Source organism: Candidatus Eremiobacterota bacterium (assembly GCA_031082125.1).
GTDB lineage: Bacteria > Vulcanimicrobiota > CADAWZ01 > CADAWZ01 > Ess09-12 > Ess09-12.
This window is the reverse complement of sequence record JAVHLM010000015.1, coordinates 106,798-119,978: the sequence shown is the minus strand read 5'-3', so window position 1 is coordinate 119,978 and position 13,181 is coordinate 106,798. Positions and strand designations below refer to the sequence as shown.

The window sequence follows — 13,181 nt, the reverse complement described above, 5'->3', positions numbered from 1 at the left end:
AGGCGGCTTTTCAAGACTCCATGGTGTTCTTCCTGAGAAACTCGTCCCACTGGGTCTCCCTGGCCAGGTCCAGGGCGCCGTATCTTCCCATCGTGGCGCCGTCATCAGTGTATTTTTTGTCGGTGGGCGCGTAGATGGAGATGCCTTCAGCCTCCATCTTTCCCCTGGAGACCTTCATAAGGGTTATCTCCTCTTTCCCGTCAGGGGACTGGCTCACATCCAGGACCTCCTCCCGGGAGTAAGGGCTGGATACCTTTTCTATCACAGCCTCCTTCACCGATTTCATCACCATGCCTGCGGCTTCCTTGACTTTCGGATCGGCAATCTTGTCGCTTTTTGCAAGCTGTTCCGCCACGCTGTAAAGGTCCCTGAAGTGGGAGTAAAACTCGAGATAATAGACACGGCTGAAGTTCTGAGCCTTGTTGATTGCCTCCTTGATGGCGGCGGGGCTCGCATCGGTGGCAATAAGGGCCCTGGCAAGGCCGTCAATGGCGTCCTTGACCTCCCCCATTTTAGAAAGGTCGATGGCGGACTTGGTGACAAAGGCTGAGGGCCTGTCGGCGTAATAGGTCACCAGGTGGCGCGCCAGGTCCCTGGCGGTGAACTCCTCGCCCGAGGCCACCTTCTTCTGGAGAAATTCCACGTTGGGGCTGTATTCAAAGGAATCCGTCGTGCCTATCTCCTCTGAAGCCACCAGGTATTTCATGGAGTCCTTCACCTGGTGGGCCACCTCGCCGCTCCCCATGAGGCAGGCCACCATGTCCACCACATCCGGCTTCACGCCGGTCTGCTTTTCCAGCTCCTTGAAGGCCTGGGATATCTGCGGTGTCGTCATAATGTGGTGGCCTCCCGCCGAGGCGTCGTCGGTAAAGGCACCGAGCCATCCACCGCCGTGATCCATCAGCACCACGAGATAATGCTTCGCCGGGTACTTCTTGACGCCCCAGACGAGAAAATCGCTGAGCGTGGCGGGATTGCTCATGTCGGCGTCCTTCATGTCCGCCACAGCGGGAGAGTTGATCTGGCGTACCGCTCCGGGGTCGGCAGGGTCATCCTTCTTCACCTCGTACCTTCTCACACCCGCCCAGTCGCCGTCAATGCCAGTGGGCTCATAGGGGCGCCCCAGCTGTGCGTTGATCTCCTTAAGCCTGTCCTGGGAGATACGCCCGAGCTCAGCGAGGACATTCACTTCTCTGCTTGAGCCCGCCTTCTCCAGATCCAGCATGCTGAAAGTGGCATAAGGCTCAAGGTCGTTGTTCCCGTCTATGTAGCAGAGAACGGTCCACTCCTTCTTCTCTGGAGCCTGAGGCGGCTCAGGGGGACCCTCCTTGACGGCAGGCCTGCCTGATGAGGCCGTCGAGGAAATCTCGGCGGTATCGACAGGCTTTTGCTCGGCCTTGACAGCGGCAAGCCTCCGGGCCTCTTCTTCCCGCTCCCTGAGCTTCTCCAGGAATCGCTCTTTTCCCGCGGGGCGCATCAATCCTGTAGTGGGGATACTCTCCATCTCGCATCACCTCTTGTTGCTGTTGTGCCATGTCCTGCCGTCCGGCAGGGATGAGGCTCTTCTCCCTTTACTTTACCAGAAAAGCCGGGGCCTCACAAGGCGCCCCAGGATAACAATTTGTTAATTTTCGGCACCACCCTGCCTCACTTCCCGAGGCCCAGTACTGAGGCCTCCTTCATCATCACGGCGGGAAGCACGGTGCTCCAGAGCTGCACCGCGTTGGACTCATCCTGGCTTCCCTCCTCGGCACCGTAAGGCGACGGCACAAGGGACAGGCCCTTGACCCTGTAGGACCAGAGCTCCGAGCTGGCAAGCGCGCCTGCCTTTTCACGGAGAGCCCTTATGTCCCTGAGGACCGGCAACATCTCTTCCACGAGCCTCTCATTCCTCTTGAAATTCCTGTAGCGCTCTATCTGCACTGAGAGCCCCATTTCAAGCATCGAGAGCTGCCAGCTCCATACGACGGTGCCATGGTAGGCTTTCCTGCCGAGGGTGACCCAGTGGGCCTTATCAGGCGAGTATGCCGGATTTGCCACGAATATGCCTGCCTCGCTTCTCAGGCCCACAGGGTATGGGAGCCTTAGGATCCTGAGCATTGAGCGAATCTCCCCGGGATCGGGCTCGCCCAGGAAAAGCCAGAAGGAGAAGTCAGAGTTCATGACGGGGACGGCATTGCCTTTTTCATCAAGTGAGAGTGCATAAAACTCGATTCCCTTTGCAAGTGAGGCCGGTACGGAGCCTTTGTCCAGGAAATCCTGCAGGGTGATCCCCTCGCCGAGAGGCTGCCTCATCAACACGGCCCTCTCGGCCCTCTCAAGCGCGCCGTCCATGTAGGACCTGAGGCGCCTTCTCATCTCACCGGCTTCCAGTGACACAATAAAATGGCTCTTCGCTTCGTGCCAGGCTTCCACCAGCTGTTTTCTCCGGCGTGGCTCCCAGGAGAGAAACTCGGCAAGTGAGGAGCACTTCCGGGACCTCGCCATCGCCTGGAGGTCAGAGGGGGGATACAGGCCGGAGCCCGCCAGCGCATCGACGGAAGAGATGCACTGGGCCACCATCTCGATATTGACGCTCCCAGGATAAACGCCGCCTCCCAGGCCTTCCCGGGAGTCGCGCCAGTCGCCTACCTCTTCGCCGCGCCCTGTCCTTATAAGGTTCCTGTAATCGGCTTTGCCCCCGCTGAGGGGCAGGGCTTTCCCCAGTACGTAGTCCCAGTTTCTCGCCATCGAGACGATGTTCTTCTCGCCCCTTGCATTTTTCTCTTCCAGGAAGGCCCTTTTCACCTCCAGGGAAATGGAGCCGTCAAGAAGCCAGGCCTTCGCCATGAGAGGAAAGAGAAAGTCATCGTCGATCATCTTATAGTCATAATAGGCTTCCCTTTTCACAGGAGCCTCCCGGGAAGGCCGGGAAAGGGCTTCCTCTATGTACCTGAACTCGGCCCAGGAGCCTATGTCCTCCTCGTGGGCCACAGAGCCCTCGTCGGAGAGCCTGTCCAGAATGCTCTCCATCCCGAGGGAAAAGGCTTCAGCCGTGAGGGCCTCCCTCATGAGCAGCAGTGAGAGAATGGTATCTCTCCCGAAGTACGTAAGAAAACGCCAGGATCCCGCACAGTATTTCTCCCGGGACGAGAGAAAAAGAAGATTTCTGAGGGACTCATCGAAGGACTTCATTGCTGCCCCCTCTGTCCCTGCCAGCCTTTCCCTGAACGCGAGAAGCCCGGGAGAAAAGAGCGACTGGCGCTTGAAGGGGGCAAGAGGGGCAAAGGGCACCGAGGCGGTCACCTTGCAGGCAAGGGGCGAGCCGTCAGCTCTCTCCATGGAGATCTTTCCCGACGGGAGCTCCTTCACCGTCACCGGGCCTGCAAACTTGAGGAGCAGATGGTAAGAGCCGTTATCGAGTGTTTTCCTTTCAATGGAGAGAACAGTTCCATCGCGCGAATTTATTATCAGCACCTCCGGCTTGATCCAGTGGGGAGGCACGGCATGATCCTCGCCATAGCGCTCCTTTTTACTGTTGAAATCTTCAGACTGCGGGTCTCCATAATTCCTGACCTGCCTCACGCTGTCAAGAACCCAGTCTGACAGGACAGCCTTCCCCCTGCCGAAGCTTACGGAGAACGAGGCGGCTGTGCCGCCCTTTTTGTCTGTGGCGGGCTCAAGCCCCTCGACAAGGGAGATCTCAGGCCCCTCATGCTCTTCCCTGGAAAACCAGAGAGCTATGCCGGAATTTCCCGCGGGGAAATTGACGAGCACCCGGGGATTTGACCTGTCGGTGAGAACAAGGTGGCAGAGGGCCTCGTCTGAGACGAGGAAATAGTTTCTGTTGTGCCCCTCTGCAATAGAAAAGCTGCTCTTCTCCATGGCTATGGCATCCCCCCTGAATGCAGGGCACGCAAGAGTAAGAAGCGCCGTGATGATAAGCAGGTTTCTGCTCATTTTCCCGCCTTGGGGCTTTCCTTGATAAAGGCCTTTATTATCTTTTGAGCTTTGAGAGGCTTGTCTTCAGCGCCCGTGGGGGTATTTTCTATTTTCGTCACTGCCTCCATACCCTTGGTCACTTTGCCAAAGATGGTATATTTCATATTGAGATGCTTGGTGGTCTCCACGCCCGTGGTGATGAAAAACTGGCTGCCGTTTGAGTCGGGGCCGCTGTTCGCCATGGCGAGAAGGCCCACTTTATCAAATTTCACCTGGGTGCTCGCCTCGATCTTGAAGTCCTTACCCCAGATGGATGATCCTCCGGACCCGTCGCCATTGGGATCGCCCCCCTGGATCATGAAGCCCTTGATGACGCGGTGAAAAGTGAGGCCGTTGTAGTATCCCTTCTTGACAAGCCTCACGAAATTCTCGCAGGCCAGGGGTGCCACGTAGGGCATGAGCTTGAGCACAATGTCTCCCTGGCTTGTCCTGAGAACGACTGTCTTGTCCCACTGCTTCGCATCGGCTCCCCGTACCGGAGCGGTGAGCAACAGAAGCGCAACGACCGTTGACAGAATGGCGAATCGCATGGCAGATCTCCTTTCAGACTGGGCGAGGATTGAGTGTATATTCTAATTCAAAAAAAGGGGGGCTTTTACCTGCCTGAAGGCAGAAGGCACCGCGGCGGCTGGGAGCCCCCCGGAAAGCAGGAAATCCTTTCCTGTTTATGAATCTTTTTGTAGAGTCATTCATCTTACCTTACGGGCAGGCAGGTCATGGAAACAGAATCAGGGAGGAGCTGCCATGGTAAAAGACGTTGAAGAAAAAACCTTTCAGCAGGAGGTGCTGCTGGAAAGGCTCCCGGTCCTCGCCTACTTTCAGTCTGAGTGGTGCCCCTCATGCAGGTCCCTGGCCCCCCTTGTGGATAAGCTCTCGGCTTCAATGGAGGACCTGGTGAAAGTGGTAAAGATTGACGCCATAAAGGACCAGAAACTGGCCGTCGATCACGCTGTCCTCTCGACGCCCACCCTCATCATCTTCAAGGAGGGGAAAGAAGTGAAGAGAAATCTCGGGTTCCTCGGTGAAGGGCCTCTCAGGTCGTTTGTGGAGAAGCACCTGTGAACGAGTTTGTCGGACACCTTGGAAGCTATCTCACGAGCTCACCCCTGCTTGCCTTCGCTGCAGTATTCCTGGGAGGCATACTGACAAGCTTTGAACCCTGCATTTATACCATGCTCCCCATTACGGTCAGCTTCATCGGGAGCCAGGCCGGCGGGTCAAGGTTTAAAGGCTTCTTCCTCTCCTTCGTCTATGTGATGGGAATGGCCCTCATGTACTCTGCCCTCGGGGCCATTGCCGCCCTCACGGGAAGCCTCTTTGGCGAGATCAGCCAGAAGCCCGCGGTGAACCTCATAATGGGGAATGTCTGCATTATCCTGGGCCTCTCCATGTTTGACCTCTTTAGCATCAGGATGCCGTCATTCATCGCCAACCTCCAGTCAAAGAAGGTAGGGAGCGGCTATGTGGCCATTTTCTTCCTGGGGATCTTCTCGGGCCTTGTCGTCGGCCCCTGCACGGCGGCGGTGCTCGGCGTCACGCTTGCCTACGTGGCGTCAAAGCAGAACATGCTCTTCGGCATCTCGCTTCTCTTCACTTACTCCCTCGGCATGGGGTTGATCATCCTGGCAATAGGGACTTTTGCCGGTATCCTCATGTCCCTCCCCAAGGCAGGGCCGTGGATGGAGCGGGTGAGGCGCTTCATGGGAGCGGTGCTCATCGGCATCGGGGAGTATTTTATTTTCATCGCGGGGCAGAAATCAATCTGAAAGGAACCGGTTGTATGGAAAAAACAGTGATCACCATTCTCATCGCGCTGCTGATTGCCCTTGCCGCAGGCTGCGCAAAGGCTCCCGGGCCGGCAGGCGCTTCCTCGCCTACGACTTCCCCGTTCTCGCCGCCCACCCCGCGGGCTGTTCTGGAACCGAAAGGACAGGCTCCCGCAAAGGCCCCCGATTTTACGCTGCATGACCTGAAGGGCGACGCCATTACCCTGTCGGAAGTCTATGGAAAAAAAGCGGTCCTCCTCGTCTTCTGGGCTACATGGTGCCCCTCATGCCGTGAGGAGATCCCCGAGCTGAAGAAACTTGCCGAGTCCATGAAGGGCAAAAACTTCGAGATACTGGCGGTGAGTGTCAAGGAAAGCGCGAAGACCCTGCAGGCCTTCGCTGAGAAAGAGGCCATTCCCTACAGAGTCCTCAACGACTGGGACGGCCAGGTGGCAAAGCAGTATGGACTTGTGGGCGTCCCCACGAATTTCATCATAGACAGGAAGGGCGCGGTGCACTATTCAGGCCATGCCCTCCCCGATGACCCCCACGCACTGCTGGAGCCTCTGACGAAATAGGGGCCGGCGCGGAGACTAAAGGCACTTCTGCAGCCAGATAAATCCATATACCGTTGCAATGCCGCTCAGGATAAGGGCTGCCTTTGCCAATGAGGAAGATGGCTTCACAATTTCAAGATACTGGGTTCCCATGTTTTTCAATTCAATGAGTCTCCTCGCGGCAATTGAGCGGTTATAGGCAAGCAGACCTATGAGAATACCGAGAAATGCGAAAATCAGCACGGAATTGACGCTGTCACTCCTGGTCTCAGGCTTTACAATTCCCCCTAAAACCTTTGAAATCAGGATGATGAGGGGGAACAGGAACATGAATATGCTGAATATGGCAGTATTAAAAGCTTCCTTTGACATCAGCACTATCTTTTTCAGAGTTATTTCCGGGTTGGCCTCGCCGCATTGACTGCAGCTCTCATCATTGATATGGTAGGAAGCTTCGCATTTCCTGCAGACTACCAGTTCCTGTTTCTTTGCTCTTGGCGGGAGGACATTCCACCTTGTGGCCATAAGCGCGCCTGCTATCAATGCAAATATGATGATACTCCATGACCAGGCGCCCCAGCCGAACCTGTCAAGAAGCATGCCCATGCCGATACCTGCAATGGAGCCCACCAGGTACTGGGAGCCGTCCAGCAGCCCTGCGGCAGTGGCCGCAGCCTTTCTCCCCCCGAAATCCATGCTTGCAGTCCCTGCAATGAGTCCATGGCAGCCATTGAGAAAAAAATAGAAAAGCATCAGAATGATCGCGGCGAGCCATGGGCCTGGCTTGAGGAGCGCAAAGGCCAGGAGAAGAAAAGCCTGCACAAAATACGCTATCGCAGTGACGGGCCCCCTGCGGGACTGAAAATACCTGTCCGAGACGTTGCCCATCACAAAGGCTCCGAAAATGCCAATCATCACCTGCCCGGCGAAGGCAAGGATAAAAATCATTGAGTCAGACGAAACGCCGTGAACGTCTATGAAATATTTCGGTGCCCACTGTTCCAGTGAATGGCGGATAAGACCGGTTGCCATCATCGCGCCCGTGATAATGAGCATCGTAGGATTCAAGAGAATGGTTTTCAATATGGCTCCGAGGGAGGGAGACTCTTCCTTTTCCTCGACAACAAGTACTTCATCCTGGCGGGGAAATCCCAGCTCCTCGGGGGTATCTTTCACCACCAGGAGCGTGAGGAGGCCGATCAAACCAAGAACTATCGCGGGGACCACATGCACCCACTCCCAGCTGCTTGTTGCAAGAATTACACCGCCTACAGGCACCGCAAGTATTCTCCCGAACTGGATCATGGCACCGAAAAGACCGGCAAATATGCCTCTCTCGGAAATTGAAAACCATGATGCGTTCACCTTCACCACCGAGAGGGCTCCAAAGCTCTGGAAATACATGTTAAATGCCCATATCACGGAAAAATAGGTAAGAAGCCCGACCCAGGGGGCTTTATCCCAGCTGAAAATCCTGAAGCATACCCCGGCGGCGAACAGCAGGTTAAAAACCAGCGCCCCGATGCAGCCGATGAGAATGGCTTTTTTCCCCCCTATCTTGTCCGCAATCGGACCATTGAGGAAAACGCTCAGCCCATAGACCAGCAGGGACAGGGAGATAACACCGCCGATCTGCGCATTTGACCATCCAAATTCTTTGCAGAGTGCGGGGTTGGTCACCGTAAAATTATAGCGGCTCATATAAAAAGCCGCGTACATCATCCCAAGCGGGAGCCAGTTCACAAGTCGTCGGAGCTCAAACTTATATTCCGGACTTTTTTGCACAAGATCATTGGAGTGAACCATGTTTTTTCTCCATTCTCTCTGGTCTCGAGGGAATTCCATGGATTCTGTAAAATTCCCCGATTTTCCTTCACGTCAGAAAAGGTCTGAGCTTCATGCAAAACAGGCCTTCTCCGGCGGCGGCCTTTTCCCCGCAGGGGAAAGGGCCATGGTTATCGTGACGGGGCATCAGAAACCATGAGTTTCACCATTCTTTCGCGATTACCGCCAGGCCATGCCGGTTTGACAAGGACACCCTGATCATGCTATCATTTTAGAGGTTTTTGTTCATAGAACCCTCTATGCAGTACTTGAAAGGAGGTGGGTAATGACGGCAAAACTGTATTTTGCAGCATTTATGCTTGCCATCTTCGCCTGTAGTGTATTCACTGCCCCCGCATCAGCTCAGCAGTTCTCACAGGAGGACCAGAATCCCGCTGTTGTGGAAGCACAGGAAGAGAGCGCACCGCTTGTCATAGACGGCGACATGGAGCAGCTCATCATCAGAGGCATCGTGGAAGAGAAGGTTCCGGGCTCCCAGGGCAGCGGCAAGGACGTGTCATCGACGGGGAACTGGAATTACACCTCTGACGAGGCATACCTCAACTTCCCTTCTCTCTATATTACCGTGCTGAAAAAGGTGCCCCTCGAGACCGAGAAAAGCTCCGCGACTCCCGGCAGCGATCACCGCCGCCGTTCCCTCTCCTCCCGCTCAGGAACGGCAGAGCGGGCAGCCCGGTACGTGAGAAAAAAGGTCAGGGAAGATATCTCACCGATAATCCTCAGGCACGCAAAGCTTTACGGCGTAAATCCTTACATAATAAAGGCCATCATAGAGGTCGAGTCCAGCTTCAATCCCTCGGCAATCTCCTGCTCAGGGGCCTGCGGCCTCATGCAGCTCAAACCCTCAACAGCCTTCGACATGGGGATATTCAATTACTGGAACCCGGAAAAGAACATAGAGGCCGGCACCAAGTACATACGCCTGATGCTGGACAAGTTCGGGAACCTGAAGACGGCGCTTGCCGCTTACAACCAGGGTCCCGGCGCAGTCTCAAGGGCAGGGAATGTCCCGCCCAATAATACAGCAAGGCACTATATCTGGAAAGTCCTCAAAGCGCTGGAAAAATAGCGGCCTAGTATTTCTGACCGAGCTCCACACAGGGAAATTCACGGCGAGCCTCTTCAATGAGCTCGCCGTATCGCTTGTCATACCTCTTGGAGAAATGGATCGGGATGAGCTTTCCCACGCGGGCCTCGCGGGCCAGGATGCCTGCCTGCTTGGCCGTGAGATGGTAGTTTTCACGGGCCTTCTCTTTCTCTGCCGTAAGATAGGCAGCCTCGCAGTAAAAATCATCGGAGCCGCCCGCGAGGGCCACAATTCTCTTTACTGTCTCTTTATTGAATATGGTGTCAACCACATAGGAGATCTTCCTTCCCCTCTTCTCCTCGAGGACGGTGTCGATGAGAGCTTTTGCAGGATAGGTGCGGCCTTCCACGGTGAGCGAGCGGTCACCATAATCACCGCCTTCGGCCAGCTCCTTCAGCTCGCCTACCCAGGGGCCCGGCGCAAGGCCAAGCTTCTCCAGTGCTTCGTTTTTTGCCCTTAATGAATCCTTTTCCTTCACTGAGAAAGCAAGCGAAGGGATCCTGTGATCAAGAACCGCTGCGCTTACCGTGTAAAGTGGGTGCTCCTTCAGCAGGCCTCCGATGAAGGGCCTCGACGACATTGCTGAGAGCCTGTAGGCTTCGCGCCCCTTCAGCTCCGCTTCCGCCATAGAGCCGTCCTGGACCTCGCAGGCAACAAAGTCCAGCTCCAGGTTCCCGCAGAGATTCCATGAATAGCCTCCAAGCTTGCAGGCAGCCTGCTGGACAAAATTGAGGGGGCCGTAAAGCTCCATCCTCTTCTGCTGCTCCAGGCTCAGGCGCAGGATGTGATCAAAGCCCATGAAATGATCAAAATGGGTGTGGGAGATGAAGATTGAGGTAATCCTCTGGATATCCCTCATCTTAAGGGGAAAGAGGTATCCGCAGTCGAAAAGAAGCGCTTCCCTGTGCCCGTCAAACTGCACGAAAAGCAGCGGATCCTGATACTCCTCATTCACAAGATAGGCCCTGATTCCCACGACGCCTCCTTCAGACTGCAGGCTGCCCTTGCCCTCTCAGGGATTTTGTGTATAATAACCATGAAGTCTAGTCAATCGCCGATGCCTGTTGCCTGTGAAAAAAAACTTCCTGTCAAATCTTGGGGCTTCTTTCAGAACTGTCTTTGCACTGCTCAGAGAGACAGCCCTTCAGTACTCCAAGGATGGATGTGCCTTCATGGCGGCAGGTATTGCTTTTTATCTTTTTCTCTGCATTATTCCTCTTTTTATCATCTTCACCTACGCGATGAGCATATTCATCAGCCCCGCCCTGGTGATCAAGCAGTCCTCGGTGCTCTCAAGCGAGCTGAGCCCCTATTTCAATTCACTCATTCAGGAGAGCATCTTGAGAATGCAGCGCTACGGCATGAAATTCAGCTTCGTGGGCTTTATCCTCCTCGCCTGGTCCGCACGGCAGGTTTTCCTTGCCATGGAACATAGTCTCAACAAGGCATGGAATATCGAAGAGACGCGCAGCTACTTACAGAGAAACCTCATGGCACTCCTGCTCATTCCCCTGGTGGGAGCCGTGTTCTCCCTTTCGGTGCTTTACAATATCTTTGTCAAGATTGTGCCGTCCTGGGGCTTTCTCTCTTTTCTGCAGCCGGTGCCTCACAGTCTCATCACAAGGTTTTTTTTCATCCCTTTTTCCGTGTGCCTTGCTTTTTCGCTCCTTTTCATGATCCTGCCGAACAGGAAGGTTTCCTTTCTCTCCACAATCCCCGGGGCGCTCCTGGCCACCGCGGCCTGGAAAGCCTCGGAAATGCTTTACTTTCTTTTCCTGAGGCATATGGCGCATTTCAGCATCGTGTACGGCTCAATGGCCGGTGTCATCGGTCTTCTATTCTGGCTCCTCGTCTGTTCAAATGTTTATCTTGTCGGCGGGGAATTTACCTCGGTCTACGTGGGCCATCTGGAACAGAAAAGCCTCAGAGAGGGACGTGATAAGTCTCCAACATGCCTGCTATCTCAATGATTCCTACCGTCGGGCCCCCTCCGTCGCGGGGGCATGTGGCGCTTCCCGGGTTGAAATAAAGGACTCCCCCCCGGTTTTCCTCGACCGCACAATGGGAATGGCCGAACACTACCACATGTACGCCGTCAAACTCCCTGCCCAGTTCGGAAAGATAATGAAGATCACGGCGCCATCCATGGATAAGGCCGATGCGGAATCCCCTTATCTCAATAAGCCTTTTCTCAGGCACTCTCCCGTGCAGATCCCACTCATCGCAATTGCCTGTGACCGCATAGGTGGGCCTGAAGCCTTCGAGCAGGCTGAGCACTGCCCCATGGACCATATCTCCCGCGTGGAGGATGGCGTCAACATCGTGGAAAACTTTGAAAAGCCTCCTGTCGAACTGATCTGGTGACTGCCAGTGAGTATCGGAGAGAACTCCGAGCTTCATTCCATCACGCTCCGTGAATTTTCCGGGTTCTTTTTATCGGGCCTGCCTGCTGCGGTCTTCTTGCGCAGGCGACTGCCCACCTTTAAATTATCATTCCCTGAGAGAATCTCCTTTCGTCACGAAGAGCGATATTTACAAAATTGTTACTTTTGTTTACATAATGTTATCTTTTGTCGTTATATTTTAATTTACTTTGCCACCGATTCATGTGATATTCATGGTAGGTCATATTTCCCGCAGGAACGGACGGCAGATTGATGGGCATTTTCTCTTCCCTCAGCAGCAGGTTCAGGGCTTTCTTCAAGGAGGAGCGTCGCAGCACCAGGGTTTCTCACACCGATACAGAGCGGCGGGGAACACTGCGCTGCCATGATGGCCAGACTACCTTTTTCTATACCCTTTTCGGCAGATGCCTGCAGGCAACGGTAGTGGACATCAGCATGGGAGGGGTAAAACTCGCGATGGACAATGAGCTTCCCCCTGAGACGGAAGGGGAGATTCTTTTTTTATTCAACGGGACGCCGCTCCTTCTCCCCCTCAAGGTATCGTGGTCACGAAAGTCATCGAAATCATACGAATATGGAGCGCGCTTCACTGCGCCCACATGCCGAAATGTGTGCCTTATGAAACGCTATATATACAGTCTTCTGGCACAGAACACGGTGTCACCCCGCTTCTCCCTGCTGTGTTCATAAAATCTGTGAAGTCACCATGAAAAGCACGATCTAGTCCTCAAGGACTAGTCCAAAAGTCTTAGTTTTTTCCCGGGATCCTTTCTTGTAAAGAAAAATTCCTTCTTTTTGTTGATTGCAAATTCCCTACAAATAGATTATCATTTTGTTGTAAGTAATGTTGCTTATTTCGCAGCCTGGAAGCAGCAATGAACGAAACACCAGCTCTCACCTCGAAAGAGGGGTGAATGCAGGCAAGAGCGGCAGTCAAGACCCTGAAACATACGTATAACTGATATACTATTAAAGCAGCAACAAAGCGTGTTCACTCCTAAAAGTAAGCTGGAGAAGGATGGTTCCCCCACCCCCCCCTTCTCCGGCTTATACTTTTAGGGGCCACTGGCCGGAGAGGGAAGTGGAGGAAATTTCCCTTTTTCCGTCGAACGAACGTTATTGAGACACGTCAAGGAGAGATGAAATCAGGAGGCGACAGGGCCGGCTGCTTTTACTGTAAGGCATGAAGGCCGCGAGAGCCTATGAATTCACCGGATGAGAAGCAAGGAAAGGAACCGGTGCGGAAGGTTCCTGAGCAGCACGAGGGAATGCGGGGACCCTCCGAGATAGATATTCTCAAAAACACCCTGAAGAACCTCGAGATTTCTCTGAAAGGCCAGCCAAAAGAGGAACTCAGGCAAGGTGCGCCGCCAGTCCCCATGCCTGATGACCCCCCCGTCACCCAGTATTTAAGACCGCAGCAGGACTATGGCATGCAGCCTCTGAAGGAAAAGAGCCCTCCTGAGTTCCATGCGCCGGAACCTGCCCCGATGCCGCCGCCCAGGCCTCTTTCCAGGGAAGATGAGTTCCATGCGCCGGA

13 protein-coding genes are annotated in these 13,181 nt (G+C 54.5%); 7 read left to right on the top strand and 6 right to left on the bottom strand.

Going from position 1 to position 13,181, the window contains the following annotated elements; translation table 11 throughout:
- Positions 1–10: 10 nt before the first annotated feature.
- The 3 genes from RDV48_17070 to RDV48_17060 form a co-directional block, all read right to left on the bottom strand.
- Positions 11–1,504 (bottom strand): clostripain-related cysteine peptidase, encoded by a 1,494-nt coding sequence (locus RDV48_17070; GenBank protein ID MDQ7824517.1) that lies wholly within the window; start codon positions 1,502–1,504, stop codon positions 11–13.
- A 143-nt stretch (positions 1,505–1,647) separates the two neighbouring features.
- A complete protein-coding gene (locus RDV48_17065; GenBank protein MDQ7824516.1) occupies positions 1,648–3,939 on the bottom strand; it encodes a hypothetical protein in 2,292 nt (763 codons plus the stop codon).
- Positions 3,936–4,511 (bottom strand): peptidylprolyl isomerase, encoded by a 576-nt coding sequence (locus RDV48_17060; protein MDQ7824515.1) that lies wholly within the window; start codon positions 4,509–4,511, stop codon positions 3,936–3,938. Before RDV48_17060 ends, RDV48_17065 begins: the two co-directional genes overlap by 4 nt.
- A 214-nt stretch (positions 4,512–4,725) precedes the next feature.
- On the opposite strand from RDV48_17060, the gene RDV48_17055 reads away from it, so the two are divergent.
- From RDV48_17055 to RDV48_17045, 3 genes are read left to right on the top strand one after another with little or no spacing between them, the layout of a single operon-like run.
- A complete protein-coding gene (locus RDV48_17055) occupies positions 4,726–5,043 on the top strand; it encodes a thioredoxin domain-containing protein (GenBank protein MDQ7824514.1) in 318 nt (105 codons plus the stop codon).
- Positions 5,040–5,747, top strand: a complete 708-nt coding sequence (locus tag RDV48_17050) for a cytochrome c biogenesis protein CcdA (GenBank protein ID MDQ7824513.1) — start codon at positions 5,040–5,042, stop codon at positions 5,745–5,747. The genes RDV48_17055 and RDV48_17050 overlap by 4 nt, the downstream gene beginning before the upstream one ends.
- A 14-nt stretch (positions 5,748–5,761) precedes the next feature.
- The gene (locus RDV48_17045; GenBank protein MDQ7824512.1) at positions 5,762–6,325 is read left to right on the top strand and encodes a TlpA disulfide reductase family protein; all 564 of its coding nucleotides are present in this window, start codon (positions 5,762–5,764) and stop codon (positions 6,323–6,325) included.
- Positions 6,326–6,340: 15 nt separating this feature from the next.
- On the opposite strand, the gene RDV48_17040 is transcribed toward RDV48_17045, so the two are convergent.
- The gene (locus tag RDV48_17040; protein ID MDQ7824511.1) at positions 6,341–8,110 is read right to left on the bottom strand and encodes an MFS transporter; all 1,770 of its coding nucleotides are present in this window, start codon (positions 8,108–8,110) and stop codon (positions 6,341–6,343) included.
- A 304-nt stretch (positions 8,111–8,414) separates the two neighbouring features.
- Here RDV48_17040 and RDV48_17035 point away from each other — a divergent pair, with 304 nt between their 5' ends.
- Positions 8,415–9,218, top strand: coding sequence for a lytic transglycosylase domain-containing protein (locus RDV48_17035; protein ID MDQ7824510.1), 804 nt, complete (start codon positions 8,415–8,417; stop codon positions 9,216–9,218).
- A gap of 4 nt (positions 9,219–9,222) precedes the next feature.
- Here the strand turns inward: RDV48_17035 and RDV48_17030 are convergent, their stop codons facing one another.
- Positions 9,223–10,212, bottom strand: coding sequence for a ribonuclease Z (locus tag RDV48_17030; GenBank protein ID MDQ7824509.1), 990 nt, complete (start codon positions 10,210–10,212; stop codon positions 9,223–9,225).
- A 94-nt stretch (positions 10,213–10,306) separates the two neighbouring features.
- Between RDV48_17030 and RDV48_17025 the strand changes: the two genes are divergently transcribed.
- Entirely contained in the window at positions 10,307–11,206 is a 900-nt protein-coding gene (locus tag RDV48_17025; protein MDQ7824508.1) for a YihY/virulence factor BrkB family protein, read from the top strand.
- Here the strand turns inward: RDV48_17025 and RDV48_17020 are convergent.
- Positions 11,160–11,636: a metallophosphoesterase family protein gene (locus RDV48_17020; GenBank protein ID MDQ7824507.1), complete on the bottom strand. Its 477-nt coding sequence runs from the start codon at positions 11,634–11,636 to the stop codon at positions 11,160–11,162. The two genes, RDV48_17025 and RDV48_17020, sit on opposite strands and share 47 nt — an antisense overlap.
- A gap of 257 nt (positions 11,637–11,893) precedes the next feature.
- Between RDV48_17020 and RDV48_17015 the strand changes: the two genes are divergently transcribed.
- Entirely contained in the window at positions 11,894–12,331 is a 438-nt protein-coding gene (locus RDV48_17015; GenBank protein ID MDQ7824506.1) for a PilZ domain-containing protein, read from the top strand.
- 548 nt (positions 12,332–12,879) lie between these two features.
- The coding region (locus RDV48_17010; protein ID MDQ7824505.1) for a hypothetical protein at positions 12,880–13,181 on the top strand (302 nt) is incomplete at its 3' end.